This is a genomic window from Sphingomonas sp., assembly GCF_004799495.1.
GTDB lineage: Bacteria > Pseudomonadota > Alphaproteobacteria > Sphingomonadales > Sphingomonadaceae > Sphingomonas.
In genome coordinates this window covers 212,247-236,543 of record NZ_SSMY01000004.1, presented here as the reverse complement: position 1 = coordinate 236,543, position 24,297 = coordinate 212,247, and the positions used below count along the sequence as shown (strand labels likewise).

At 66.4% G+C, this 24,297-nt stretch carries 29 protein-coding genes; 19 read left to right on the top strand and 10 right to left on the bottom strand.

Annotated elements, in window-relative coordinates:
• The first annotated feature begins 251 nt into the window (after positions 1-251).
• Entirely contained in the window at positions 252-860 is a 609-nt protein-coding gene (locus tag E7773_RS04930; RefSeq protein WP_293988885.1) for an EF-hand domain-containing protein, read from the top strand.
• 183 nt (positions 861-1,043) lie between these two features.
• On the opposite strand, the gene radC is transcribed toward E7773_RS04930, so the two are convergent.
• On the bottom strand, positions 1,044-1,724 hold the full coding sequence (radC, locus tag E7773_RS04925; protein ID WP_293988882.1) for a DNA repair protein RadC: 681 nt from the start codon (positions 1,722-1,724) through the stop codon (positions 1,044-1,046).
• Positions 1,725-1,916: 192 nt separating this feature from the next.
• Here radC and E7773_RS04920 point away from each other — a divergent pair, with 192 nt between their 5' ends.
• From E7773_RS04920 to E7773_RS04855, 14 genes are all read left to right on the top strand, one after another.
• On the top strand, positions 1,917-2,237 hold the full coding sequence (locus E7773_RS04920; RefSeq protein ID WP_293988879.1) for an AtpZ/AtpI family protein: 321 nt from the start codon (positions 1,917-1,919) through the stop codon (positions 2,235-2,237).
• A 48-nt stretch (positions 2,238-2,285) separates the two neighbouring features.
• Positions 2,286-3,062 (top strand): F0F1 ATP synthase subunit A, encoded by a 777-nt coding sequence (locus tag E7773_RS04915; RefSeq protein WP_293988876.1) that lies wholly within the window; start codon positions 2,286-2,288, stop codon positions 3,060-3,062.
• Between the two features lie 43 nt (positions 3,063-3,105).
• On the top strand, positions 3,106-3,333 hold the full coding sequence (locus E7773_RS04910; RefSeq protein WP_293988874.1) for a F0F1 ATP synthase subunit C: 228 nt from the start codon (positions 3,106-3,108) through the stop codon (positions 3,331-3,333).
• Between the two features lie 47 nt (positions 3,334-3,380).
• Positions 3,381-3,875, top strand: a complete 495-nt coding sequence (locus E7773_RS04905; RefSeq protein WP_293988870.1) for an ATPase — start codon at positions 3,381-3,383, stop codon at positions 3,873-3,875.
• Positions 3,868-4,416 carry a F0F1 ATP synthase subunit B gene (locus tag E7773_RS04900; RefSeq protein WP_293988867.1) on the top strand — a complete coding sequence of 183 codons (549 nt, stop codon included), beginning with the start codon at positions 3,868-3,870 and terminating at the stop codon, positions 4,414-4,416. Before E7773_RS04905 ends, E7773_RS04900 begins: the two co-directional genes overlap by 8 nt.
• 23 nt (positions 4,417-4,439) lie before the next feature.
• Entirely contained in the window at positions 4,440-4,739 is a 300-nt protein-coding gene (locus E7773_RS04895; RefSeq protein WP_293988864.1) for a chorismate mutase, read from the top strand.
• A 66-nt stretch (positions 4,740-4,805) separates the two neighbouring features.
• Positions 4,806-5,123 (top strand): hypothetical protein, encoded by a 318-nt coding sequence (locus tag E7773_RS04890; protein ID WP_293988861.1) that lies wholly within the window; start codon positions 4,806-4,808, stop codon positions 5,121-5,123.
• Positions 5,124-5,186: 63 nt separating this feature from the next.
• Positions 5,187-5,927 (top strand): methanethiol S-methyltransferase, encoded by a 741-nt coding sequence (gene mddA / locus E7773_RS04885; protein ID WP_293988858.1) that lies wholly within the window; start codon positions 5,187-5,189, stop codon positions 5,925-5,927.
• Between the two features lie 32 nt (positions 5,928-5,959).
• A complete protein-coding gene (uvrC, locus tag E7773_RS04880; RefSeq protein WP_293988855.1) occupies positions 5,960-7,879 on the top strand; it encodes an excinuclease ABC subunit UvrC in 1,920 nt (639 codons plus the stop codon).
• Positions 7,880-7,917: 38 nt separating this feature from the next.
• A complete protein-coding gene (locus E7773_RS04875) occupies positions 7,918-8,868 on the top strand; it encodes a polysaccharide deacetylase family protein (protein WP_293988854.1) in 951 nt (316 codons plus the stop codon).
• Positions 8,865-9,794, top strand: a complete 930-nt coding sequence (locus tag E7773_RS04870; protein WP_293988853.1) for a GNAT family N-acetyltransferase — start codon at positions 8,865-8,867, stop codon at positions 9,792-9,794. Before E7773_RS04875 ends, E7773_RS04870 begins: the two co-directional genes overlap by 4 nt.
• Before the next feature lie 9 nt (positions 9,795-9,803).
• A complete protein-coding gene (locus tag E7773_RS04865) occupies positions 9,804-10,415 on the top strand; it encodes a recombination protein O N-terminal domain-containing protein (protein ID WP_293988852.1) in 612 nt (203 codons plus the stop codon).
• 43 nt (positions 10,416-10,458) lie between these two features.
• Positions 10,459-11,508 carry a 3-isopropylmalate dehydrogenase gene (gene leuB / locus E7773_RS04860; protein WP_293988849.1) on the top strand — a complete coding sequence of 350 codons (1,050 nt, stop codon included), beginning with the start codon at positions 10,459-10,461 and terminating at the stop codon, positions 11,506-11,508.
• Positions 11,505-12,620 (top strand): glycosyltransferase family 2 protein, encoded by a 1,116-nt coding sequence (locus E7773_RS04855; RefSeq protein ID WP_293988846.1) that lies wholly within the window; start codon positions 11,505-11,507, stop codon positions 12,618-12,620. Before leuB ends, E7773_RS04855 begins: the two co-directional genes overlap by 4 nt.
• Here E7773_RS04855 and E7773_RS04850 read toward each other — a convergent pair.
• The 7 genes from E7773_RS04850 to E7773_RS04815 form a co-directional block, all read right to left on the bottom strand.
• Positions 12,617-13,900, bottom strand: a complete 1,284-nt coding sequence (locus E7773_RS04850) for a phospholipid carrier-dependent glycosyltransferase (RefSeq protein ID WP_293988843.1) — start codon at positions 13,898-13,900, stop codon at positions 12,617-12,619. The genes E7773_RS04855 and E7773_RS04850 overlap by 4 nt on opposite strands.
• A 50-nt stretch (positions 13,901-13,950) precedes the next feature.
• Complete coding sequence (locus E7773_RS04845) at positions 13,951-14,619, bottom strand: dihydrofolate reductase family protein (RefSeq protein ID WP_293988842.1); 669 nt, start codon at positions 14,617-14,619, stop codon at positions 13,951-13,953.
• On the bottom strand, positions 14,612-15,109 hold the full coding sequence (locus E7773_RS04840) for a VOC family protein (protein WP_293988841.1): 498 nt from the start codon (positions 15,107-15,109) through the stop codon (positions 14,612-14,614). The genes E7773_RS04845 and E7773_RS04840 overlap by 8 nt, the downstream gene beginning before the upstream one ends.
• 21 nt (positions 15,110-15,130) lie before the next feature.
• Entirely contained in the window at positions 15,131-15,910 is a 780-nt protein-coding gene (locus E7773_RS04835; protein ID WP_293988840.1) for a VOC family protein, read from the bottom strand.
• Positions 15,911-15,921: 11 nt separating this feature from the next.
• A complete protein-coding gene (locus E7773_RS15545) occupies positions 15,922-16,641 on the bottom strand; it encodes a DUF1428 family protein (protein WP_363129886.1) in 720 nt (239 codons plus the stop codon).
• Entirely contained in the window at positions 16,638-17,339 is a 702-nt protein-coding gene (locus E7773_RS04820) for a glutathione S-transferase family protein (protein WP_293988838.1), read from the bottom strand. Before E7773_RS04820 ends, E7773_RS15545 begins: the two co-directional genes overlap by 4 nt.
• Positions 17,340-17,480: 141 nt before the next feature.
• Complete coding sequence (locus tag E7773_RS04815) at positions 17,481-17,915, bottom strand: VOC family protein (RefSeq protein ID WP_293988836.1); 435 nt, start codon at positions 17,913-17,915, stop codon at positions 17,481-17,483.
• An 87-nt stretch (positions 17,916-18,002) separates the two neighbouring features.
• Between E7773_RS04815 and E7773_RS04810 the strand changes: the two genes are divergently transcribed.
• Together E7773_RS04810 and cobS are read left to right on the top strand one after the other, a co-directional pair.
• A complete protein-coding gene (locus tag E7773_RS04810; RefSeq protein WP_293988835.1) occupies positions 18,003-18,689 on the top strand; it encodes a winged helix-turn-helix transcriptional regulator in 687 nt (228 codons plus the stop codon).
• 74 nt (positions 18,690-18,763) lie between these two features.
• A complete protein-coding gene (gene cobS / locus E7773_RS04805; RefSeq protein WP_293988834.1) occupies positions 18,764-19,768 on the top strand; it encodes a cobaltochelatase subunit CobS in 1,005 nt (334 codons plus the stop codon).
• Between the two features lies 1 nt (position 19,769).
• On the opposite strand, the gene E7773_RS04800 is transcribed toward cobS, so the two are convergent.
• Both E7773_RS04800 and E7773_RS04795 read right to left on the bottom strand, forming a co-directional pair.
• The gene (locus E7773_RS04800; RefSeq protein ID WP_293988833.1) at positions 19,770-20,597 is read right to left on the bottom strand and encodes a hypothetical protein; all 828 of its coding nucleotides are present in this window, start codon (positions 20,595-20,597) and stop codon (positions 19,770-19,772) included.
• Between the two features lie 65 nt (positions 20,598-20,662).
• Entirely contained in the window at positions 20,663-21,919 is a 1,257-nt protein-coding gene (locus tag E7773_RS04795; RefSeq protein ID WP_293988832.1) for a hypothetical protein, read from the bottom strand.
• Positions 21,920-22,183: 264 nt separating this feature from the next.
• On the opposite strand from E7773_RS04795, the gene cobT reads away from it, so the two are divergent.
• Complete coding sequence (cobT, locus tag E7773_RS04790; protein ID WP_293988831.1) at positions 22,184-24,007, top strand: cobaltochelatase subunit CobT; 1,824 nt, start codon at positions 22,184-22,186, stop codon at positions 24,005-24,007.
• The gene (locus tag E7773_RS04785; RefSeq protein WP_293988830.1) at positions 24,004-24,267 is read left to right on the top strand and encodes a ribbon-helix-helix domain-containing protein; all 264 of its coding nucleotides are present in this window, start codon (positions 24,004-24,006) and stop codon (positions 24,265-24,267) included. The genes cobT and E7773_RS04785 overlap by 4 nt, the downstream gene beginning before the upstream one ends.
• Positions 24,268-24,297: the final 30 nt, after the last annotated feature.

Sequence of the window (24,297 nt, the reverse complement as noted above, 5' to 3'; positions counted from 1 at the left end):
CCTTGCCGCTTCAATGCAGACGCCAGCAAGACGCGCTGCTGTGACCCCATCGCAACGGTTCCCGGAAATCGTCGTTCGGCTCGTCGCGCGAACGCCTCGATTCTGCGGCGAACCGCGCTCTGACGGGGACGAATCGATGCCCCAAATACGGTGGTTACGGACCCATATCGACGGTCGCGGGTTCATTTATCGACCCAAGTGCCGATGTGCCGTGCGCGCGTCGCCAAACCCGATAGACAAGGAGAAGAATCGTGTTGAAACACGTCCTGCTGACCGGCGCCATGCTGATGGCCGTCCCCGCGGTGGCGCAGACGGCGCCGCAGACGACGCCCGCCCCGACCACGGCGCCGAAGACGGCGACGCCGCCCGCGCCGACGACGCCGCAGCCACCCGATCCCGCCGCACCGCCGGTCGAGCCGGCAGCCGCGCCTGTCGCACCGGCGACGCCCGGCGATCCGGTCGCCGCTGCTCCGGCACCTACTGCGCCCGCCGCTCCGACGGCGCCAGCTGCTCCGGCGGCGGCCGACGCGGCACCTGCGCCCGCCCCGGCCGCGCCCGTCGCAGCGCCGGTCGCTCCCGCAGCAGCGGCGGCTCCGGCCCCCGTCGTGCCAATGGCTGAGATTATCGGCAAGGAGTTTCCGAGCTACGACAAGAACCACGACGGCAAGCTGAGCAAGGCCGAGTTCGGCGCGTGGATGTTCGCGCTGCGCAAGGCGAACGACCCGGCGCTGAAGAACGACGCGGCGAACCAGACCTACGTCGCCGGCGCGTTCAAGACCGCCGATACCGATAAATCCGGTTCTGTGTCGAAGGACGAGCTGACCAATTATCTGAGCCAGGGTCCGAACGCGGCCAAGTAAACGGCCTTTGCGTCGTCAGCACAGGGCCGCCGCGCTTCTCCCTTGGCGCGGCGGCCTTTCCTTGTTCAGCTGACGCTGAACGGGCGGTACCGGCCCGCACCCCCACCCGACCGCCCAGTTACGGTATGCTATGGGCGGTCGGGTTGGGGGTGCGGGCCGGCACCGCCCACGCGCGTGAGCGCGTCAGATCAACCCTTGGCCCCGTAAACTGGTGAACCCCTTGGCGCCGATGATGATATGATCGTGCACCGCGATGCCGAGCTTCTTGCCCGCCTCGATCACCGATCGCGTGAGGTCGATGTCCGCGCGGCTCGGGGCGGGGTCGCCGCTCGGGTGGTTGTGGACCAGGATGATCGCCGCCGATTTCAGCTCCATTGCGCGACGGATCACTTCGCGGACGTAGACCGGTGCTTCGTCGATCGATCCTTCGCTCATCTTCTCGTCGCGGATCAACATGTTGCGCGTGTTGAGGTGGAGCACGCGGACGCGCTCGTTGCCGTGATGCGCCATGTCGGCGCGCAGATAGTCGAGCAGCGCCTGCCAGTTCGCGAGCACCGGCTTTTCCGCAACCTCCGCGCGGAGCATCCGGAGTGCGGCGGCATGCGCGACCTTGATCGCGGCGACCGAGGTGTCGCCCATCCCCTTGACCTGCGCGATCGCTTCGGGCGGCGCGGTCAGCAGCCCGGCGATCCCGCCGAATTCCTTGAGCAGCGTCTTGGCGAGCGGCTTGGTGTCGCGGCGCGGGATCGCGGTCGCGAGCAGATATTCGACCAGTTCGTGATCGAGCAGCCCGTCTGGGTCGGCCAGCAGCCGCTCGCGCAATCGCGCGCGATGGCCGCTGTTGTCGATGGACTGGTCGCTCATATCGCGGGAAGGGTTATCGGCATGCCCGGACGCACGCAATCGCCGGCGAGCGTGCCCCCATGCTGCACTGCGGTTGACTTGGCGGCGCCCGGTTCCTAAACGACAGGCGCTTCGGCGGGATGGCTTGCTTTCCCGCCGGTTTGTCATTGAAATTTCAACTCCATTCCGATTCGCAAGGGACCACCTCGCTTCGTGGCGCACGATCCTAATCAGACACCGGGCGACGATCCCAAGCTCGCCTCGCTCGAGACTCGGATCGATGCCGCGCAACGGGCCGAGGACGCGCGCACCGCGACGCCGCAGGCGCCGATGGGCATGGGGAGCCCCGCGGCACGGCAGGGCCAGCGCGTGATCTCGACCTTGGTCGGCTATCCGCTCGGCGGTGGCGTGATTGGCTGGTTCCTCGACGGGTTCTTCCATACCCGCCCGTGGATCATGCTGGCGCTGCTGTTCCTGGCGTTCGCGGGAGCGTGTTTCCAGGTTTTCAGCATCTCGAAGGAGCGGTCCGAATAGGGCGCTCAAGCCCTTTCGTGTGACCGATAGAAGGACAGGGATTTAAGCGTGGCCGCGTCAGCCAAGATCGACCCGATGAGCCAGTTCGCGATCCACCCGGTCGGGTCAGGGGATCTGCACGGGCCGTTCGCGTTCACCAACTCGTCGCTGTGGATGCTGGTCGTGCTCGCCGCGATCCTGGTGTTCATGATCGGCGGCAACCGGCGCCAGCTGGTGCCGGGCCGCTGGCAGGCCGCGGTCGAGGGGTTCACCGGGTTCGTCGAGGGCATCACCCGCACCAGCATCGGGGCCGAAGGCCGCCGCTACCTGCCGTGGGTGTTCACCGCCTTCACCTTCATCCTCTTCTCCAACGTGATCGGCGCGATGCCGTTCGGGATCGTGCCCGGCGCGCATCCGTTCACCGTCACCAGCCAGTTCTCTGTCACCGGCGTGATGTCGGTCACCAGCTTTGCGATCGTGCTTGGGGTCGGCTTCTGGAAGCACGGGCTGCGTTTCTTCCTGCTGTTCTGGCCGAAGGATGCGCCGCTGGTGCTCAAGCCGCTGATCGCGATTGTCGAGCTGATCTCGTTCATGGTGCGGCCGTTCAGCCTGGGCTTGCGGCCGTTCATCGCCATGTTCGCGGGGCACATCCTGCTCGACGTGTTCGGCAATTTCATCGTCCAGGGGCTGAACGCCGGGGGCATGGTCGGCTATGGCGTGACGGGCCTCGCGTTCGTCTTCATCGTATTCGTCAACGCGCTCGAACTGCTGGTGGGTGCGATCCAGGCGTATGTGTTCGCGCTGCTGACCGCGCTCTACATCAACGACGCGGTGCATCTGCACTAAGTTTCTTTAGTATCAACGCTTTAATCTGAACGGAGTTTACAAAATGGATCTCGCTTCCGCACAAGTTCTCGGCGCCGGTCTGGCTGCCATCGGTGTCGGCGCCGCTTCGGCCGGCGTGGGCTTCGTGTTCGGGTCGTTCCTGCAGGGCGCGATGCGCAACCCGGCGGCTGCCTCGCAGCAGCAGGGCACGCTGTACATCGGCTTCGCCGCGGCCGAGCTGCTCGGCCTGATGGCGTTCGCCGTCGCGATGATCATTCTCTACGCTCGTTGATGAACGCCGCCGGCGGGCGCGTCCCGCCGGCGGGTTTTAGGTGAAGCATGCCTCAGCTAACCCAACTCGCTCTCGTCTATCAGTCGCAGTGGTTCTGGCTGCTGATCACGCTTGGCGTGATCTTCTTCGTCGTCGGCCGCGGGGTCGTCCCCAAGGTCGAGGCGACGGTCGACATGCGTGACGCGCAGATCGCCGCCGACCTCGCGGCGGCCGAGAAGGCGCGCGAGGATGCCGAGGCGACCGAGCAACGCTTCAAGGCGGAGATCGCCAAGGTTCACGCCGACGCGCAGACCGCGGCGCTGGCCGCGCGGACGAAGGCGGGCGCGGAAGCGGCGAAGCGGCTGGCCAAGGCCGATGCCGATCTGTCAGGCAAGACCGCCGAGGCCAATGCCAAGCTCAACGCGGCGCGCGACAGTGCGCTGGCGGCGGTCGAGGGCGTCGCGGCGGATGCCGCGCGCGACATCGTCGCCAAGGTGTCGGGTGCGACGGTCACGCAGGCCGAGGCGACGAACGCAGTAAAGATGGCGATGGCGAATGGCTAACACGATTGCGAGCACCGCGGCACCGGGCACGCCCGAGCCGGAACACGAAGCGACGGCGTTCGGCATAGCCGCGGGCGGCTGGGTCGCGATCGCGATGCTGGTCGTGTTCGCGATCGCGATCATCGCCAAGGTGCCGGCGATGATCGGGCGCATGCTCGACGGCAAGATCGCCGATATCCGCCAGCAACTCGACACCGCGAAGCAATTGCGCGCGGAGGCCGAGGCGCTGAAGGCCGAATACGAAGCCAAGGCACGCGACGCCGACAAGGAAGTCGAGGCCTTGCGCGTGTCGGCCGCCCAGCAGGCGGACGAGATCGTCGCCAAGGCGAAGGCCGACGCGACCGCGCTGATCGCGCGTCATTCGGCGATGGCCGAGGAAAAGATCGCCGCCGCCGAACGCGCGGTGATCGCCGAAATTCGCGCTACTGCCGCCGATGCGGCGACCAATGCGGCGCGTGCGCTGATCGCCGAAAAGCACAATGCGGGCGCCGACAAGGCGCTGGTCGACAAGACGATCGCCGCGCTGGGACGGCTCAACTGAGCGACGTACCCGCAGCGCGCGACATGATCGCGCCCGAAGATTGCGACACGATGGCGGAGGTGCGCGCCGGGATCGACGCGCTCGACCTCGATATCGTCGGCCTGCTCGCGATCCGCTTCCGCTTCATGACCGCCGCCGCGCGGATCAAGCAGGACCGGGGCGCGGTGCGCGACGAACCGCGCAAGGCCGCGGTGATCGCCAACGCCAGGGCCGAGGCCGAACGCTTGGGCGTGCCCCCGCACGTCATCGGCGATATCTGGGAACGGCTGGTCGAGGGGTCGATCGCCTACGAATTCGACCGCTGGGACGAACACCGCGCGTGATGCGCTTGCCTTAATTCGGACGCCAATCGCCGCCATGGAAGCGCGGCCTTTTGAGGGGAGTATCCAATGTCGTTCCTGTTTGCCGCTTTGATCGCCGCCCAGACCGCCGCCGCGCCGGCGCCAGCCCCCGCACCGACCGCCGCGCCCGCTGCTGCGCCGGCCGCGACCACCAAGTTCAACCTCGACACGCCGATCGAGACGCTGATGGCCGATCCCGCCGCCAAGGCGGTGCTGACCGCCGATTTCGGCGGCGACCTGAGCACCAACCCGGCGTACGAGCAGTTCAAGGGCATGAGCCTGAACCAGGTCCAGCCCTACGCGCCGGACAAGATGCCCGCCGCGCTGATGACCAAGGTCGGCGCCGACCTCGCCGCGATCAAGTAACGATCGTTTCGCTCGCGTACGTTTGATGGTACATTCCGCCCCTGACAAGTTCGGGGGCGGACGATGGCACGTGGGCTCTATGCCGCGGTTGGCGCGGCGATCTATCTGATCTTTTTCGCGACTTTCCTCTATCTCATCGCATTCGTCGGCGACATCGCGCTCGTTCCGCGCACGGTCGACTTGGGCCCGCAGGCGCAGACCGGCGTTGCGCTGGCGATCGACGCAGCGTTGATCGCGCTGTTCGGGATTCAGCATAGCGTGATGGCGCGGCGCGGGTTCAAGGCGGCGTGGACGCGGATCGTCCCGCCGGTGCTCGAACGCTCGGGTTACGTTCTCGCCTCCAGTCTTGTGCTGCTGCTGCTCTTCGCGTTCTGGCGGCCGATCCCGCAGGCCGTCTGGACGGTCACCAACCCGATCGGACGCGATATTCTCTGGGCGCTGTTCGGACTGGGCTGGGCAATCGTTCTGCTCAGCACCTTTCTGATCAACCATTTCGAACTGTTCGGGCTCCAGCAAATCTGGCGAAACCTTACCGGTAGGGGCGAAAGTCCGGCGCAATTCCGCACGCCGTTCTTGTACCGACTGGTGCGGCACCCGCTCTATTCGGGGTTCATTCTCGCCTTCTGGGCAATCCCGGTGATGACGATCGGACATTTGCTGCTGGCGCTCGGCATGACCGGCTATATCCTGATCGCGATCGGCTATGAGGAGCGCGACCTGGTCGGGACGTTCGGCGATGAGTATCGCCGCTATCGCCGCACGACGGGCATGCTGATCCCGGGGATCGGTCGCAGCAAGGCTTAACGCGGGGCGGCCTTCGCCTTACATCGGGCGTAATGTCCGACCCCAACTCGCCGACCCGATTCAACGAAGAAAAGGCCACCTACGCCGTTCGCGGCGAGGGAAGCGCGCCCGACCTCGCCGCCGGCGTGGCGGCGATCCGCAACGTGCTCAAGACGCTGCCCGCGCGGCCCGGCGTGTACCGCATGCAGGATGCGCGCGGCGACGTGCTGTATGTCGGCAAGGCGCGCGCGCTCAAGAATCGCGTGACCAATTATACGCAGGTCGAGCGGCTGCCCAAACGGCTTCAGCGGATGGTCGCGCAGACGCGGTCGATGACGATCGTAACGACGAATAACGAGGCCGAGGCGCTGCTGCTCGAAGCGCAGCTGATCAAGCGTTTCCGCCCCGCGTACAACGTGCTGCTGCGCGACGACAAAAGCTTTCCGTTCATCCTGCTGCGCGCGGATCACGATTTCCCGCGCGTCCAGAAGCACCGCGGCGCGCGGCGCGCGAAGGGCAATTATTACGGGCCGTTCGCCAGCGCCGGCAGTGTCAACAACACACTCAACGCGCTGCAGAAGCTGTTCCTGCTGCGCTCGTGCACAGACGGTTTCTTCAAGACGCGCGACCGGCCATGCCTGCTCTACCAAATCAAGCGCTGCTCGGCGCCGTGCGTCGGGCGGATCGACAAGGCGGGCTATGCCGAGCTGGTCGGCGACGCGAAGGATTTCCTGGGCGGCAAGTCGACCAAGGTGCAGACCAAGCTCGGCGCGCAGATGGAAGCCGCGGCGGAGGCGATGGATTTCGAGCTCGCCGCGGTGCTGCGCGACCGGCTCAAGGCGCTGACCTTCATCCAGGGCAGCCAGGCGATCAACGCCGAAGGCGTGGGCGACGCCGACGTATTCGCGCTCGCCTGCAAAGACGGGACGATGGGGATCCAGGCGTTCTTCATCCGCGGCGGGCAGAATTGGGGACACCGCAGTTTCTTCCCCGCGCACACCGCCGACGTGCCCGAGGATGAGGTGCTGACGCAATTCTTGACTCAATTTTACGAGGAGGTGCCGCCGGCGCGGACGGTGTTGCTCGACCGCGAATTGCCCGAAGGCGCGCTGCTGACCGAGGCGCTGGGCGAGCGCGCGGGGTATAAGGTCGCGCTGTCGGTGCCGCAGCGCGGCGACCGGCGACGGCTGATGGAACAGGCCAAGCGCAACGCGGTCGAGGCGCTCGACCGGCGGCTGGCGGAATCGACGACGCAGGCCAAATTGCTGCGCGAGGTCGCCGATTTGTTCGACCTGGGCGATCCGCCCGACCGCATCGAAATCTACGACAACAGTCATATTCAGGGTAGCGCGGCGGTCGGCGCGATGGTCGTCGCCGGGCCGGAGGGATTCCGCAAGGGTCAGTATCGCAAATTCAACATCAAGCAGGCCGCGACCGACGACGATTTCGGCATGATGCGCGAGGTGTTCCAGCGCCGCTTCGCCCGCGCGCAGGCCGAGGACCCGGATCGCGACGCGGGCGACTGGCCCGACCTTGTCCTGATCGACGGCGGGCGTGGGCAGCTGAACGCAGTGAAGGCGGTGCTCGAGGATATGGGGATCGAGGACGTCTGCCTGGTCGGCGTCGCCAAGGGGCCGCACCACGGCCGCGAGGGGCGCGAGGTGTTCCACATGCTCGACGGGCGCGAATTCCAGCTGCCGGTCAACGCGCCGGTGCTGTTCTACCTCCAGCGCTTACGCGACGAGGTGCACCGCTTCGCGATCGGCGCGCACCGCGCGAAACGCGCCAAGGCGATCGGCGCGTCACCGCTCGACGAGGTGCCGGGGATCGGCCCGGCCCGCAAGAAGGCGCTGCTGATGCATTTCGGCACCGCGCGGTCGGTGCGGGGCGCGAGCCTGGAGGATTTGCAGAAGGCGCCGGGGGTGTCGGCGGCGGTGGCGCAGCAGGTCTACGACTTCTACCACGCGCGGTGACAACGTAATCTTCACCCCCGCGCGTTATGCGCAGGCGCGTGACAACCGCGGTCTTTCTCACCATCGACACCGAGCTGATGTGGCGCCACCACTCGGCCGGGTTTCCGCTCGCCGAGCAGATCGAGCGGTCGCTCGAGCCGGCGGGGGTTGGAGTGGCGTATCAGCTCGCGATGCTCGCGCGGCACGGCCTCAAGGCGACGTTCTTCGTCGATCCGATGCCGACGATGGTGTTCGGGCTCGACGCGATCCGCCCGACGGTCGAGGCGATCGTTGCGGCGGGGCAGGAAGTCCAGCTCCACCTTCATCCCAATTGGGCCGGCGCCAAGGCGGGCGACGTCGCCCGCCACGGGCGGTTCGAACTGATCGACTATAGCCTCGACGAGCAGCGCGCGCTGATCGCCGGCGCGCGCGACCTGCTCAAGGCGTGCGGTGCGCCTGATCCGGTCGCGTTCCGCAGCGGCAGCTATGCCGCGAACGACGACACGCTGACCGCGCTCGCCGACCTCGGGTTCGCCTATGACAGCAGCCACAACGGCGCCGATGCGCCGTGGCCGAGCGCGATCGGTCTTCTGCCGCGCCAGATCGCGCCGGTCGCGCGCGGCGGCGTGGTCGAAGTGCCGGTCACGCTGATCGAGGACACGCCGGGGCATTTGCGCCAGTTCCAGATCTGCGCGCTGTCGCAGGGCGAGATGCGCGCAGCGCTCGATCATGCCGTTGCCGCGGGGCATGAGGCGGTGACGGTGGTCGGGCACAGTTTCGAACTCGCCAACCGCGCGGGAACGCGGGCCAATGGGGTGCATGTCGGCCGGTTCGAGGGGCTTTGCGCCGCCTTGGCCGATGCCCGGGATGCGCTTCCGACCACGCAGTTTCGCGATCTGCCGGCGTTCGCAGGCACGGAGGCAACGCCGCTCGCCCCCAACCGGCTCCGCACGAGCTGGCGGCAGGCGGAGCAGCTCTGGTCCAATTGGGTCGAGGAACGCGCGGCGTGACGCCTGTTGCCTCCGGCGCGCGCTCGTTGCCGCTGAAGTTCCAGGTCGGCGCGCGCACGCTCGCGTCGATCCGCCGCGACCTAGTGCGCGTGCCGCTTGGGCTCGACGATGCGATCGACGGGCAGTTGCCACATCTGCCGCCGCTCGACCCGGCGGCGGACGGGTATCTCGTCACCTCGCTTCCGGAACGGCAGTGCGATACGCTCGCCTGGACCGCGGGCGGAATGATCGCGTTCGTGCGGCAGCGTTACACGCGGCGCTACGCGGACCTTACCATCGGGTTCGAAGCCTATCTGGCGCAACTGTCGGGCAACGCGCGATCGGCGATCAAGCGCAAGGACAAGAAGGCGGCGCAAGCGTCGGGCGGGCAGCTCGACGTGCGGCGTTATACGACGCCCGAGGAACTCGCCGAATTCCACGGCATCGCGCGGCGGCTCGCGCTCGGCACGTATCAGGAGCGGCTAATGGGCGCGGGACTGCCCGACACGCCCGATTTCACGCAGCCGATGTATGCAATGGCCGCGGCGGGCAAGGTCCACGCCTGGCTGCTCTATGTCGGCGGCGAGCCGGCGGCCTATCTCTATTGCCCGATCCACGACGGCACCGCGATTTACGAATTCGTCGGGCACGATCCACGCTTCAACGACCTGTCGGTCGGCGCGGTACTGCAGGTCGAGGCGTTGCGCGACCTGGCCAACGAGCCCGGCGTGCGCCGCTTCGACTTCACCGAGGGCGACGGCCAGCACAAGCGCCAGTTCGCGACCGGCGGGGTCGAGTGCTGCGACCTGTTGCTCTTGCGGCCGAGCGTCGCGAATCGGCTGGCGGTCACCGCGCTGGCCGGGTTCGACGGCATGATGGCGTTGGCCAAGGCCGGGGTCGAGCGCCTCGGACTACAGGACGTGGCCAAGAAAGTTCGCCGCGCCTAGAGCGGCGCAATGCACTTCCGCGCGCAAGCCCTGATCCTCGGCGTTCGCCAGCATGGCGAGCACGGCGCAATCGTGCGCGCGTTGACGCGCGAGGCCGGGATGGTCGCGGGCTATGTCCGTGGCGGGCGGTCGCGGACGATCCGGCCGATCCTCCAGCCCGCGAACCTGGTTGTGGGCGAATGGCGCGCGCGGACCGACGAGCAGCTAGCTGGGCTGACCGTCGAGCTCGTCCATAGTCGCGCGCCGCTCTACGCCGAGCCGCTCGCCGCCGCCGCGCTAGAATGGGTGACGGCGCTGACCGCGATCGCGTTGCCCGAAAACCAACCGTATCCGCGCCTATATGCCGCGCTCGACGGGATGATCGGCGCGATCGAGGCGGCGCCCGCGGCGCGCGGCTGGGCCGTTGCGCTAGTGCGCTACGAGGATTTGATGCTGGCCGAGCTCGGTTACGGCCTCGACGCAGCACCGGCGGCGACGAGCGAGTCCGGCTGGCCCGACATCCTCGCCGGTTTGGCGCAGACCGGGGGCGAAATCGAGACGCATTTGCTGACCGATCGCCGTGCCGAGGCGCTGTCGGCGCGCGCGAGACTGGTCGACCGGCTCAAGCGCGCGGTTGCGTGACGCGCCAACGCTCGGCAAAGGCGGGACGAGAAGGGGAATCCGCTTGCCATTGATCGCGTTGCTGCCCGGGGACGGGATCGGGCCCGAAGTCGTCGCCGAGGCGCGCCGCGTGCTCGAAGCGCTGGCGCTCGGCGTGACGTTCGAGACGGCGCCAGTCGGGGGCGCGGCATATCTCGTGGCGGGCAATTCGCTCCCGCCCGAGACGCTCGCGCTGGCGAAGCGCGCCGACGCGGTTCTGTTCGGCGCGGTCGGCGATCCGCAATTCGACGCGCTCGAACGGCGGTTGCGCCCGGAAGCGGCGATCCTCGGACTGCGCCGCGAACTCGGGCTGTTCGCCAACCTGCGGCCGTCCTCGCTGACGCCAGGTTTGGAAGACGTTTCCCCGCTCAAGCCGGAGATCGCGCGGGGGATCGATCTGCTGATCGTTCGCGAGTTGACCGGCGACGTCTATTTCGGCGAGAAAGGCCGCCGCACCGGGCTGGGCGGGGTGCGCGAGGGCTGGGACTCGATGCGCTATGACGAGGTCGAGGTCGAGCGCATCGCGCGCGTGGGGTTCGAAACCGCGCGCCGCCGCAGGAAGAAGCTCTGCTCGGTCGACAAAGCGAACGTCCTCGAAACCTCGCAACTGTGGCGCGATGTGGTCAATGAGGTGTCGGGCGATTACGACGATGTCGACCTGACCCATATGTACGTCGACAACGCCGCGATGCAGCTGGTGCGCGACCCTGCGCAGTTCGACGTGATCGTCACGGGCAATCTGTTCGGTGACATATTGTCCGACCAAGCGAGCATGTGCGCCGGGTCGATCGGCATGCTGCCCTCCGCTTCGCTGTCGAGCTGGCGGTCGAGCCTGGGGCTGTACGAGCCGATCCATGGCTCGGCGCCCGACATTGCGGGGCAGGGGATCGCCAATCCGTGCGGCACGATCCTGTCGGCGGCGATGCTGCTCGACCATTCGCTCGACATGGCGGGCGCGGCGCGCCGGATCGAGGCGGCGGTGGCAAAGGCGATCGCGGACGGGGCGCGCACCGCCGATATCGGCGGCACCCTCTCGACAAGCGCGATGGGCGACGCGATCCTCGCCGCGCTATGACCGACACGCTCGATCTCGCCCCCCTCGACCTTGCGATCGTCATCCCGACGTTCAACGAGCGCGGCAATGTGCCGTTGCTGATCGAAAAGCTCGACGCGGCGCTGGGCGGGATCGCGTGGGAAGCGATCTTCGTCGACGACAACAGCCCGGACGGCACTGCCGATGCTGCCCGCGACCTCGCGCGGAATGACCGGCGCGTACGGGTGATCCAGCGGATCGGGCGGCGCGGGCTGTCCTCGGCGACGATCGAGGGGATGTGCGCGACCGCAGCCCCACTCGTCGCGGTGATCGACGGCGACCTGCAGCACGACGAGACGATCCTGCCGGGGATGGTCAAGGCGTTGCAAGACGATCCCGCGCTCGACTTGGTCGTCGGATCGCGCTTCGTCGACGGCGGCGGGACGGGCGATTGGGACAAGGACCGCGTCGCCAAGTCGGCCTTCGCGACCAAGCTGTCGCGCCGCGTGCTCAAGGCAGATCTCGGCGATCCGATGAGCGGGTTCTTCATGGCGCGCACCGCGATGGTGCGCGAGATCACGCCGCATCTGTCGGCGATCGGGTTCAAGATCCTGCTCGACATCATGACCACCGCGCCGCGCTCGCTCCGGTTCAAGGAACTGCCCTATACGTTCCGTGTCCGCACCGAGGGCGAGTCGAAGCTCGATCACGTCGTCGCGATGGAATTTCTGATCGCATTGTACGACCGCATCATGGGGCGGTTCATCCCGGTCCGGTTCGCGATGTTCTCCGCGATCGGCGCGGTCGGCGCGCTCGTCCATTTCCTGGTGCTGGGGCTGATGTTCAAGAATATCGGCGTGGGCTTCATCAAGTCGACCATCGCTGCCACCGCGGTCGCGATGACCTTCAACTTCTTCGTCAACAACGCGCTGACGTATCGCGACGGGCGGCTGAAGGGCGCGCGCGCATTGTTCGATGGCTGGGTGTCGTTCTGCGCGGTGTGCTCGGTCGGTGCGGTCGCCAATGTCGGGGTCGCGGCGTTCCTCTACGACGCACGGTCGGACACGTGGATCGTCTCGGCGCTCGCGGGAATCGCGGTCAGCGCGGTGTGGAACTACGCGCTATCGTCACGCTTCGTGTGGGGGCGGTACTAGGGCCAGGTGCTGAACCACATCCAATGCTGAAACGCCGCTGCATTGGCTAACGGCGCGGCGGACAGGATCGGGAAGAAATATACCGCCAACCCGAAGCACATCACCATAAAGCCTTCGTCCCAGTACATCAGCTTGCCCTTGGCGTAGCGGTCGAACGCGGCGGCGAGCGCGATCGGCAGCGCGATCGTCGGGATGTAATAATAATAGAAGAAACCGAGCGATTTGGGGATGATCACCCACGGCAAATAGCTCGCGACCCATAGCGCGCCCGCGGTGAGCAGCCGCCCGTCGCGCTCGCCCACACCCGTCCACAGACACGCCGCGACCGCGACCAGCCCGCCCCACAGGATCGCCGGGTTGCCGATCATCAATATGCCGCGCATCGCCCCGTCGGCGGGCTCGTAGAAATACCAGATCGGGCGAATCATCAGCGGCCATGTCCACCAGTTCGACTGATAGGTGTGATGCGGCAGGACCTGCGTTTGCTGCGCGTACATCTTCGCCTGAAACGGCAGCAGCTTGGTGAGCGTCATCGGGTCGTCGTGGTAGAAAAAGGCGGGCAGGAAGGTCAGAAAATAGGTCGCGACGGCAATGACGCCGAACGCGGCCAACGCCGGAATCGTCGGGAGCCCTGGCCAATGCGGCTGGTCCTTGCCCGACAGCATCGCGGTCGACGGCCGCTGCGCAGCCCGCGCGTCACGCCAACGGACGATCAGGAAGGCCAGACCCGCGAACGCCAGATACGGCAACGCGAGCCATTTGGTCCCGACCGCCAGCCCGAACAGTACCGCGCTGAGCCCCCAGCGCGACCACGCCTTTCCGACGGGCGCGCGCATCGCCCACAGCATTGCCGCGACGGCCAGCACGGTGAACGCCGCGAGGAACCCGTCAAGCATCGCGATCCGCGCCTGGACGTAGATCGTGAAATTGAGCAGCGCCAATACCGTGCCGATCACGGCAGGCCGCGTCCGCCCGAACAATTGCCACAGGATCGCGAACACGCCCATCACCGTCGCCGCGCCCGCGACCGTGGAGAAGAAGCGCCAGCCCAAAGCGTTGTCGCCGAACAGTGCGATCCCGGCAGCGATAAATTCCTTGGCGACCAGCGGATGCTCGGTGTTGAGCGGTGCGCTCAGCGACAGCATCGCGCGCGCCGCCGGGACGTAATGGATCTCGTCGAAGACCAGTTCATGGGGCGTGGCGACACCCCACAGGAACAGCGCCTCCGCCACCAGCCCGATCAGGGTCGCGACGAGAAACGGGCGGGGACGACTGGCCATCCCCGCCCGCTTACTCACTGGCGCGCGTCAGCGATAGCGCGACGTCTCGGCTACCAGCTGCCGTCGGTCATCCGGCGCTGCCGGTCCTGCTCGCGCGCGCTCGTCACCGTTTCGGGGAAATCGCCGCTCGACGGGATCGCGCCGGCGGGCTCGTAGGTCGCGATCACCGTGCCCTTGGGGGTCACCCGATGCTCCACCATTCGCAATACACCCGCCGGCGTGCCATCGCCGAACAACCGCTTGCCCTTGCCGATCGTGACCGGGAAGATCATCAGGATCAGAGTGTCGATCAACCCGGCGGCGAGCAGTTCGGGGTAGAGCGTGCTCGACCCCTGGATGATCAGATCGGGCCCGTCGCTCTGTTTGAGTTCGGCGACATCGGCGACGCTCGTCAGGCGGTGGCTGTTCTCCCAGTCGAGCGGCTGGTCGCCGTGCGTCAGGACGTGCTTGCCGGCGCGGGTGAATGCCGCGCCCATCTCCGCGCCGTCGCCTTCGACATAGGGCCAGTAGGACGCGAAGATGTCGTACGTCCGCCGCCCGAGCAGCAGGTCGTATTCGCCCGAGAACAGCGCGCCGATCGTGGGAAATGCCCCTTCGTCGGCGAAGCGGAACAGCCAGCCGCCCTCGTCGAACCCGCCGGTATAGTCCTCGGTCGGGCCGCCCGGCGCCTGCATCACCCCGTCGAGCGACAGGAAAACCGCGCCGGTGATCTTACGCATCGGCGGTTTCCCCGGCGAGCGCCGCCTCGATCCTGGCGATGTCGATCTTGTGCATGGTCATCATCGCGTCCATCGCGCGCTTGGCCGCTGCCTTGTCGGAATTGGACGTCGCGGCGAGCAAGGCGCGTGGCGTGATCTGCCACGAAAAGCCCCATTTGTCCTTGCACCAGCCGCACATGCTCTCCGCGCCGCCGTTGCCGGTGATCGCGTTCCAATAGCGGTCGGTTTCCTCCTGATTCTCGGTCAGCACCATGAAGCTGACCGCTTCGGTAGGCTTGAACATCGGGCCGCCATTCAGCCCGACGAACGACTGGCCGAGGACGGTAAACTCGACCGTCAGCTCGTCGCCCGCCCTAGCCGACGGGTTGTCGTTGGGGGACGCCATCGCCGACCCGACATGGCTGTCGGGAAAGGTTGCGGCGTAGAATTCGGCCGCCTCGCGCGCGGCGCCGTTGTCGAACCACAGGCACGTGGTCATCTTGTTCGCCATCGTCTCTCTCCTGATCCTCGCTTATTGGTTGCCGGGGCCGACCGCCCCGAACACGACGCCGTGCGCGTCCTTCGCGACGATGATGCGGTCGCCGCCGGGAACTTCCATCGGCCCAGCCAATACGGTGCCGCCGGACTCGCCGACCTTCTTCGCGGTGTCCTCGATGTCGGGGGTGCGGAAATAGAAGCGCCAGCCCTGGGTATCGCCGGGCTGGATCGTCATCGTGGCGCCGATCGTCTGGCCCGCGGCGTCGATGAAGACATAGTCGCCCATCTCGCCCATCGACATCTTGTCCGGGTAGGTCCAGCCGAACGTGTCGGCATAGAATTTGTTCGCAGCCGCCTGGTCGGGCGTGTTGAGCTCGTTCCAGTTGCACTTGCCCATGCCCATCCGGTCCCAGGCAGTGCTGTTCTCCGGGCTCGACCCGCGCATGATGTAGAACGGATTGCCCTGGGGATCCCTGACAAACGCCGCGCGACCCGCGCCGGGGATGTCGAATGGCTCCATCAGGACGCCGCCGCCATTGGCCTTTACCTTCTCAAACGAAGCATCGACATCGTCGACGCCGATATAGAACAGCCAGGTCGGGTGCGCGCCGCCGGCGGTCATCTCGTCGGTCAACTGCATCACACCGCCGACCATCGATCCGTCTGCGGTCTGGATCATGCGATAGTCCATCGGACTGTTGTCGGGCTTGCCGCCTAGCGTCCAGCCGATGACGCGATCGTAGAACTTTTTCGACGCATCATGGTCGGGCGTCAGCAGCTCGTACCAGATCGGGGTGCCTTCGGGGTTGGGCATCGTATCTCTCCTTATGCGCGATCGGTGTCGAGGATCGGTGCGAACCCGCCGAAGATCGCGCGCTGGCCGTCCCATACGGGCGGGTTCTGCTGCATCGTGCCGTCCGCCATCAGCGCGCCCCAGCCGGCATCGTGCGTGGCCTTGTCAGGCCATTCGATCCAGCCGAACGTGACCGTTTCGTCGGACTGCGCCTCGACCGCGCGTTTGAAATCGGTGGTAGTGCCGTCGGGTACGTCGGTTCCCCAGCCGTTGACGATGCGCGTCGCGCCCTTGGCCTTCAGCGCGCTTTCCATGAACGCGGCATGGTCGAGGAACGCTTGCTTCCTGTCGTTCGCGACCACGCCGACCATGCCGTCGATCCAGCCGAACGCGCCGCCGTCGCCGCTGTCGGAGGCGGTCTCGAACCCGGCGAAGATCATGCGTTTGCCGTCGAACGGAATATCCGCGGGGGGCTGCATCCGCTCGTCGGTCCGCATCCTTTCCGCGGCGGCATCGCACGTCGCCTTGTCGGGCCAGAAGACCCAGGCGAACACGATCCGCTCGCCAGCTTCGGCCTTGACCGCGCGCTTGAAGTCGGTGCGCTTGCCGTCGGGGATGTCCTCGCCCCAGCATTCGACCGTGCGTAGCGCGCCGAACTCGGCGAACATTGGCGCGACCGTCGTCGCCATGTCGATATAGGCCTGTTTGTTGCCCTCGGGCACCGCTAGCACGAAGCCTTGGATGTAGCTCACGCCGTCTCTCCTTGTTTCTGTTTTTCGGCCCAGGCGGCGTACCATTCGGGCGGCTCGCCGGTGAAGCCGGCCATCTGGTCGGCCAGCGCTTTCTGGAAGGCGGGACGGTCGATCCCGCGGTGCATGTAGGCGGTCAAATTGTCATAGGACTCGACGAATCCCTGATCGATTAGAATGCGCAGCACGCTGACCATCAGCAGGTCGCCGGCCGTGAACGTGTCGCCGTCGAGCCACGGCATCTCGCCGAGCCGCGCCGACAAATCCTTCAATCGTCCGTGGATGCGCTCTTCGACCGCGGGGCGGCGCATTGCCGACCATGGCTTGTCGGCTTCGAAGATGGTGACGAACGACAAGTCCATGATCGCCGGCTCGACGGAGTTGAGCGCGGCGAACATCCATTCGATCGCGCGCGCCCGGGCGTTGGCGTTGGCCGGGAAGAGTGTCCCATATTTCTCCGCGACGTGCTGCACGATCGCGCCCGATTCGAAGAGCGTGAGCTCGCCGTCCTCCAGCGTCGGCACTTGGCCGAACGGCTGGCGCGCGCGGTGTGGCGGCTCCTTCTGCGCGCCTTGGTTGAGGTAGCGGACCTCGTACGGCTGGCCGGCTTCCTCGAGCGCCCAGCGCACGCGGAGATCGCGGACCTGGCCTTGCGCGAACGGCGGCACCCAGTCGAACGCGGTGATGATCGGTCGAGTCATGACGGTTTCCTTCACAACGGGAACGGCAGGCCGGCCAGCGCCGGATAGTCGAGGATGACCACGCCGGTCATCGCGAACGCGACGAGAGCGGCGAGGAACGGGCGGAATCGAGCGAGCATCTTTGGTCTCCCTGGGTCGGGCTCAGCCGGCGATCGGCTCGTGTTCGGGCGGGCCGGCTTCGGCGGCAGCGGGGTCCATCCAGAACGGTCCCCAGCCGTGCCCGTCGAAATCCTCGAACGCGCGGCTGTACATGAAGCCGTGATCCTCGGGCCCGTGCGGTTCGGTCGCGCCGCCGGCAACTGCCGCCTCGACGATCTTGTCGACATCCGCCTTGCTGTCGAACGACAGCGCGAACAGCGCGCTGCTCGTCGTCTTGGCGTCGGCGATTTGCTTGGGGGTGAAAGTCGCGAAGAAAGGCTTCGACAGCAGCATGACGACGATCGAGTCGGACCACATCATCGACGATGCCTGTTCGTTGCTGAACTTGTCGTTCTTCTCGAACCCGAGCGCCTCGTACAGCGCGGTCGACCTCGCCACATCGGCGACGGGCAGGTTCACGAAAATCATCTTTGCCATCTGATCTCTCCCATAAGCCGGCTTCGCGACAGTGCGGCGACTCGGCTGCCTTGACTTGAATGCCCGACTCAGTTATAAAAAACAACCATGAAGTTAGAAAAAATAACTGGACTCGAAAAAACAGCCCAAAGACGGTGGTATGACGATGCGTGCGGTACCGCCCTCGCGCTCGAATTCGTCGGCGAGCGCTGGGCGCTGCTAATCATCCGCGAGCTGATGTTCGGCCCGCGCCGGTTCGGCGAGATCAGGTCCAACCTGCCCGGGATCAGCGCCAATGTGCTGACGCAGCGCCTCGAAAGTCTGGAAGAGGCAGGGATCGTCGTGCGCCGCCGGTTGCCATCGCCGGCCAATGTCCAGGCGTACGACCTGACCGATTGGGGCCGCGAGGCGGAGGTCGCTATCCGCGAGATGGGGCGCTGGGCGGCGCGCTCGCCGCGGCATGACCCGTTCGCGTTCATGTCGACCGCTTCGGCGATGATCTCGCTGCGCACGCTGATCGATGCCGAGCGTGCTGCGACGACGCCGATGGTCGTTGCGTTCGAATTCCCCAACGACGCCTTCGTCGCGCGCGTGGGCGAGGGCGGTATCGCGATCGCGCGCAGCGAGACGCGCGATGCCGATTTGACGCTCACCGGCGACACGATGGCGATGCGGCGCACGATTTACGGCAAGGAAGGGTTCAACGGGGACGGTTTGCTGACGCTGGCTGGCGATCCGGCGCTCGCACAACGCTTCGTCGACCTGTTCGCGCTGCCGGAGAAGATCGCTTCCTGACGCGTTGCATTGCACAACGAGTCTCGACTTCGCGGGCGCGCTGCGCGTAGGAGGGTGCGCGAAGGACGCTGCCCATGACCGACATTCCGAACACCCAGCCCGACAGCCGCGAGACGACGATCCTCGACGCGCCCGACCAGATGAAGTCGGTGCGCGAGCTGTTCGGGATCGATTCGGAGATGCAAGTGCCCGCGTTCAGCGAGGCCGACGAGCGCGTGCCCGACCTCGATCCGGCGTATGTGTTCGACGCCGACACGACGCTCGCGATCCTCGCGGGCTTCGCGCACAACCGGCGCGTGATGGTCCAGGGCTATCACGGCACCGGCAAGTCGACGCACATCGAACAGGTCGCGGCACGGCTCAACTGGCCGTGCATCCGGATCAACCTCGACGCACATATCAGCCGGATCGACCTGATCGGCCGCGACGCGATCGTGCTGCGCGACGGCCAGCAGGTGACCGAATTCCGCGAGGGATTGCTGCCGTGGGCGCTGCAGACGCCGACGGCGCTGGTGTTCGACGAATACGATGCCGGGCGTCCCGACGTGATGTTCGTGATCCAGCGCGTGCTCGAGACCGAGGGCAAGCTGACCCTGCTCGACCAGAACCGCGTGATCCGTCCGAACCCCTATTTTCGGCTGTTCTCGACCGCGAACACCGTCGGGCTGGGCGACACCAGCGGACTCTATCACGGCACGCAGGCGATCAATCAGGGCCAGATGGACCGCTGGAACATCGTCGTCACACTCAATTACCTGCCCGCGCAGGTCGAGGCGCAGATCGTGCTCGCCAAATCGGGCGAATACGACAAGCCCGAGGGCAAGGCGATCGTCGACAACATGGTCCGCGTGGCGGACCTGACGCGTAAGGGCTTCATCAACGGCGACATCTCGACCGTGATGAGCCCGCGTACCGTCATCACCTGGGCGCAGAACGCGATGATCTTCGACGATATCGGCTTCGCGTTCCGGCTGTCGTTCCTCAACAAGTGCGACGAGGCCGAGCGCGCGCTGGTGGCGGAATATTATCAGCGCGTGTTCGGCAAGGACTTGCCCGAAAGCGTGGTGGCGAAGGCATAGCTCACGGTGTCGGCATCGCCGGCAACGGCGTGCCGAATTGCGCCAGCCGGCCATGCGATCTGGCCACATAGCCGCGCCAGAATTGTTCGAGCGCATTGATTTCGCGCGGGGTGCGGATCTGGTTGTCGGGCGCCCGCCCGCCTAGCGCAGCGCCGACGATATAGACGGTCGCGTTGGCAAGATCGGCGAGTTGCCCGGTGGCGGTCGCGTTGCGCAGTTCCGCGCCGGGATCGATCGCGCGCAGGCGCCCCTTCGCATAGAAGGAATTGCCCGGCATGTTCTGGAGCATGTCCGATACCAGGACCAGCGTGCGGGAGCGCGCATGCGAAGCTGCCAGGCGCGGGCCGATCTGGCGCAAGCTGCCCATGATGTCCGAATTGGCATAGACCGCCACCGCCGCCGGGCCGACGATCTGGGAAAGGCGGTCGCCGAGCAAGCGCGCACCGACCGCGGCCTGATTGGCGAGGCATTGGCGCAGATTGCGCTGCGTTTGCACCCCGATATTCGCAGTTTCGCTCGGACTCGGCTGCGCTTCGAAAAAGTAGCTGCCGCGCGGCTGGAAATATTGGCCCGTCGTGTAGGCCGAGAAGCTGAACAGCGATATCCGTGTGCCAGGCCGGCCGACAGCGGCGACTATCGAGCGCAGATAGGCGACGACACTTGGCGGAAGCGCCGTGGTCTGGTCGACCATGACGAACACTTCCGCCGCTTCGACCTTCGCGATCGGCGCGAGCTGTGCGCCGGTGTAGCAGGTCGCCGCGCGCGACGCGCCGGGCAGGAGTGCGGCGTGAAGGAGGAGTGCCGCCAATCCGGCGTGGCGTCGCGTCATGACTGTGTCTCCGGACAATTGGATTGAGCTCAAGGTGGATTCGCGCTGGGGTAGGCGATGAAGGCTCATCCCTGTGCGGGCGGCGGCGTGCCGTCGTTGCCGGCGGATTCGACGTCGCGCGCGCATCGTTGTCGGTAGGTCAGGTCGTCGACGACCATGTCCGGGTATCGTTCGTTGAACCGCTCGACCAGGCTCTTGAGGCTTTCGTCCGCCATGTGGACGAGCGACGATTGCGCCAGCGAAAGTTCGCTATAGATCGCCGCGCCGCGCAACGCTCGGTATACCTCCACGCCGCCGCGGCCGATGAAATCGAAGCGATAGCCGATCGAAAACGCGAGCGCCTGGGTGGTGACGAAGATCAGGACCAGCACGATGTTGCCCGCGATCTGCTGGTTCTTCATCAGCGCCGCGCCCGATGCCAGCGGGCCGGCGTTTGGCTGCGCGGCGGGGGCTGGGACGACCGCCGGTGTGTCGCCATCGAGCGTGGCCGTGCTCGCTGCGGCGGCGATCGGCGCGGGAGCCGCCGCGGCGGCCTGCTCGAACGAATATTCGCGCAGCCATACCTGTCCGAACGCCAGCGCCACGACCAGCAATGCGGCGAATATCGGCAGGATATAGCTGCCGCGGTCGGATGAGTTCTTGCGAACCCTGTTCAACAGCCGCTGGGGCGAATTGTCGTAGGTTAGTGCGGCGTCCCGCTCCTGATCCTCCTCGGGATCGATCAGCGAAATCAGGCTGGTTTCCGGCTTTTCTCCCTGATCGACGCCGGGACGTGCGCGCAGCTTGGCGATGTTCTGCCGCAAGGCATGCGTGCGGCGGAACGAATGCCCCGCCTTTCCGACCATATAGGCGAGCAAGAACGCCAGCAGGAAAGCAATGACGAGGGTCAGCGCGTTAGCCTGACTTTCCGTCGGGTCCGGACTGAGCACGGTCGCGAGCACGAACGAAAAAGCTAGCGCCTCGGCGCCGAGCAGGCAAAAGATGCCGATGCTCCACGCCACCGGTGTCGGTTTGGCGTCGGCGTCGCCGGCCAGCCGAAGGAAGCTGCGCTTGTTCTTGAATTCCGGTTCGGAGATCAGATCGCCGATGAAATTGCGATAGGCGCGATACACCTGATCGAGCCGGCGATTGGCGAGCGTGAAGTCCGGGGTCTTCATGCGCGCTTTGCGCGGCAACGTGCCGATGATCCACAGATCCATCCATCGGTCCATCAGCCAGAACCGCGTCGCGCGGCTGGACAACAGCATCGTCAACAGCACGAACATAATGACCGCGACGGCGATCGCGACATGTTGCTCCAGGAACGTCGCCAACAAGTTCATTCTATCCCCCTGCCGATCCCTGCCACGCGCGACCGGTGCCCCCGGATCGGCGAATCAATCAGTCCCGTGATGCTGTATGTGTATCGCCAGCCTTCGGCGTGGCCGTGCATGCTTGATCCGAAACGGAGGGGGTGAGGCGATCGGATCGCGCATTTGGCGAAGCGAGGCTCAAGCCTTCCTCGACACGGCGCCGGGAAACTTGATCCGGCATGGCGGTAATGTTCGCCTCTTGCATGGGGAAACCGTTTTCCGCATTTGCGAGGGATGCCCGCCGACTCCCCCCTCGATCGCTTCAAGGCCGTGCTCGGCGGCGCGTCGCGCGCGCTGGCCGACGAGCCCGAGGTCGAGCTCGCCTTCACCGCCGATGCGCCGGCGCAGTCGGGCAAGCATATCAAGGTGCCGATGCCGGCGCGCACGTTGCCACCCGATCAAGTCGCGGAAGCGCGCGGGTTTGCCGACGGGTTTGCGCTGCGGCTCAGGCATCATAACGCCGCGCTGCACCTGAAGACCGCACCGTCGGACGCGGTCGCGCGCGCGGTGTTCGACGCCGCCGAAAGCGCGCGGGTCGAGGCGCTGGGGTCGCGCGGGTATCACGGAATAACCGACAATCTGCGCCAAGCGCTCGACCTTCGGCTGCGGACCGATCCGATTACGCGTGCGCGGAGCCGCGACGAAGTGCCGCTGGCGACCGCGATCGGCCTACTCGTGCGCCAGCGGCTGACCGGCGAGGAAGCGCCGGCGATCGCGCAGCCGGGTCTGGCGCTGGTGCGCGAATGGATCGAGGAGAAAGCGTCGGGCGACCTCGACGCGCTGCGGCTCGCGCTCGACGACCAGCGCGCCTTCGCCAGCCTCGCGACCAAGTTGCTCGAAGACCTCGAACTGGTCGAGGGCGATCAGCTGCCCGAGGATTCGGACGAGGGTGGCAACGAGGACGAAGGCACCGACGAGCAGGACCAGGGCGACGAGGGCGAAGACGACGGCGAGCAGGGGCAGGGCGAGGTAGAAGCGCGCGGCGAACAGTCCGACGCCGACACCGACGACGGCGAGGGCGCCGAGAGCGGCGACGACGATTTCGAGGAGTCCGAGGGCGAGGCGGGCGACGAGGGCGAGGACGGCATGATGCCGGTCCGTCCCAACCGCCCGTTCAGCGACCTGTCGCCGCACTTCGATTATAAGCCGTGGACGACGCAGTATGACGAGGTGATCGCGGCGACCGAGCTGTGCGATGCCGAGGAACTGGTACGGCTGCGCTCGTACCTCGACCAACAACTCGTCCATTTGCAAGGCGCGGTGACCAAGCTCGCCAACCGGCTGCAGCGCCGGCTGATGGCGCAGCAGAACCGCTCATGGGATTTCGACCAGGAGGAAGGGCTGCTCGACGCCGCGCGGCTGGCGCGCGTGGTGGTCTCGCCGGGACAATCGCTCAGCTACAAGGTCGAGCGCGACACCGAGTTCAAGGACACCGTCGTCACGCTGCTGATCGACAATTCGGGGTCGATGCGCGGGCGGCCGATCTCGATCGCGGCGATCAGCGCCGATATCCTCGCGCGCACGCTCGAGCGGTGCGGGGTCAAGACCGAGATCCTCGGCTTCACCACGCGCGCGTGGAAGGGTGGGCAGGCGCGCGAAAGCTGGCTCGCCGCGGGCCGTCCGCCGCAGCCGGGGCGGCTCAACGATCTGCGCCATATCGTCTACAAACAGGCCGACGAGCCGTGGCGCCGCGCGCGGCCCAGCCTCGGGCTGATGATGCGCGAGGGGCTGCTCAAGGAGAATATCGACGGCGAAGCGCTGCTCTGGGCGCACAACCGGCTGATCGCGCGGGCTGAGGAACGCAAGATCCTGATGGTGATCTCCGACGGCGCGCCGGTCGACGATTCGACCTTGAGCGTGAACAGCGGGAGCTATCTCGAACGCCATCTGCGCCAGGTGATCGGGTGGATCGAAAACCGCTCGCCGGTCGAGCTCGCCGCGATCGGGATCGGGCATGACGTGACGCGTTATTACGAGCGCGCCGTCACGATCATGGATGCCGATCAGCTCGGCGGGACGATCATCGAACAGCTCGCGGCGCTGTTCGACAAGCCGTGAGCGTCGACCCGCCGCCGGGCGGGTTCGCCGGACCGGCCAAACGGTCGATCACGATCGCCGGGCACAAGACGTCGATCACGCTCGAGCCGATCTTCTGGCGTGCGCTGGAAAGTGCCGCGGCTGCTCGGGGGCTGCCGCTAAGCGCACTCGTCGCACAGGTCGATGCGCTCCGGATCGAGACCGACGACCCGCCCAATTTGGCAAGCGCGCTCAGGAGCTGGGTGTTCAGCGAGGCGAGAAGTGAGAATTATTCGCAATAGCGTTGACACTGCGAACGACTCTCAATAGCG

Excerpts from the sequence above, each read along its gene's own strand:
- E7773_RS04835 (WP_293988840.1), bottom strand. The coding sequence starts at position 15,910 with ATGCCCAACCCCGAAGGCACCCCGATCTGGTACGAGCTGCTGACGCCC.
- E7773_RS04865 (WP_293988852.1), top strand. The coding sequence starts at position 9,804 with ATGCACTTCCGCGCGCAAGCCCTGATCCTCGGCGTTCGCCAGCATGGC.
- E7773_RS04820 (WP_293988838.1), bottom strand. The coding sequence starts at position 17,339 with ATGACTCGACCGATCATCACCGCGTTCGACTGGGTGCCGCCGTTCGCG.
- mddA (WP_293988858.1), top strand. The coding sequence starts at position 5,187 with ATGGCACGTGGGCTCTATGCCGCGGTTGGCGCGGCGATCTATCTGATC.
- E7773_RS04890 (WP_293988861.1), top strand. The coding sequence starts at position 4,806 with ATGTCGTTCCTGTTTGCCGCTTTGATCGCCGCCCAGACCGCCGCCGCG.
- E7773_RS04905 (WP_293988870.1), top strand. The coding sequence starts at position 3,381 with ATGCCTCAGCTAACCCAACTCGCTCTCGTCTATCAGTCGCAGTGGTTC.
- E7773_RS04845 (WP_293988842.1), bottom strand. The coding sequence starts at position 14,619 with ATGCGTAAGATCACCGGCGCGGTTTTCCTGTCGCTCGACGGGGTGATG.
- radC (WP_293988882.1), bottom strand. The coding sequence starts at position 1,724 with ATGAGCGACCAGTCCATCGACAACAGCGGCCATCGCGCGCGATTGCGC.
- E7773_RS04810 (WP_293988835.1), top strand. The coding sequence starts at position 18,003 with ATGAAGTTAGAAAAAATAACTGGACTCGAAAAAACAGCCCAAAGACGG.
- E7773_RS04815 (WP_293988836.1), bottom strand. The coding sequence starts at position 17,915 with ATGGCAAAGATGATTTTCGTGAACCTGCCCGTCGCCGATGTGGCGAGG.
- E7773_RS04840 (WP_293988841.1), bottom strand. The coding sequence starts at position 15,109 with ATGGCGAACAAGATGACCACGTGCCTGTGGTTCGACAACGGCGCCGCG.
- E7773_RS04800 (WP_293988833.1), bottom strand. The coding sequence starts at position 20,597 with ATGACGCGACGCCACGCCGGATTGGCGGCACTCCTCCTTCACGCCGCA.
- uvrC (WP_293988855.1), top strand. The coding sequence starts at position 5,960 with ATGTCCGACCCCAACTCGCCGACCCGATTCAACGAAGAAAAGGCCACC.
- cobT (WP_293988831.1), top strand. The coding sequence starts at position 22,184 with ATGCCCGCCGACTCCCCCCTCGATCGCTTCAAGGCCGTGCTCGGCGGC.
- E7773_RS04850 (WP_293988843.1), bottom strand. The coding sequence starts at position 13,900 with ATGGCCAGTCGTCCCCGCCCGTTTCTCGTCGCGACCCTGATCGGGCTG.
- cobS (WP_293988834.1), top strand. The coding sequence starts at position 18,764 with ATGACCGACATTCCGAACACCCAGCCCGACAGCCGCGAGACGACGATC.
- E7773_RS04855 (WP_293988846.1), top strand. The coding sequence starts at position 11,505 with ATGACCGACACGCTCGATCTCGCCCCCCTCGACCTTGCGATCGTCATC.
- E7773_RS04900 (WP_293988867.1), top strand. The coding sequence starts at position 3,868 with ATGGCTAACACGATTGCGAGCACCGCGGCACCGGGCACGCCCGAGCCG.
- E7773_RS04910 (WP_293988874.1), top strand. The coding sequence starts at position 3,106 with ATGGATCTCGCTTCCGCACAAGTTCTCGGCGCCGGTCTGGCTGCCATC.
- E7773_RS04795 (WP_293988832.1), bottom strand. The coding sequence starts at position 21,919 with ATGAACTTGTTGGCGACGTTCCTGGAGCAACATGTCGCGATCGCCGTC.
- E7773_RS04895 (WP_293988864.1), top strand. The coding sequence starts at position 4,440 with ATGATCGCGCCCGAAGATTGCGACACGATGGCGGAGGTGCGCGCCGGG.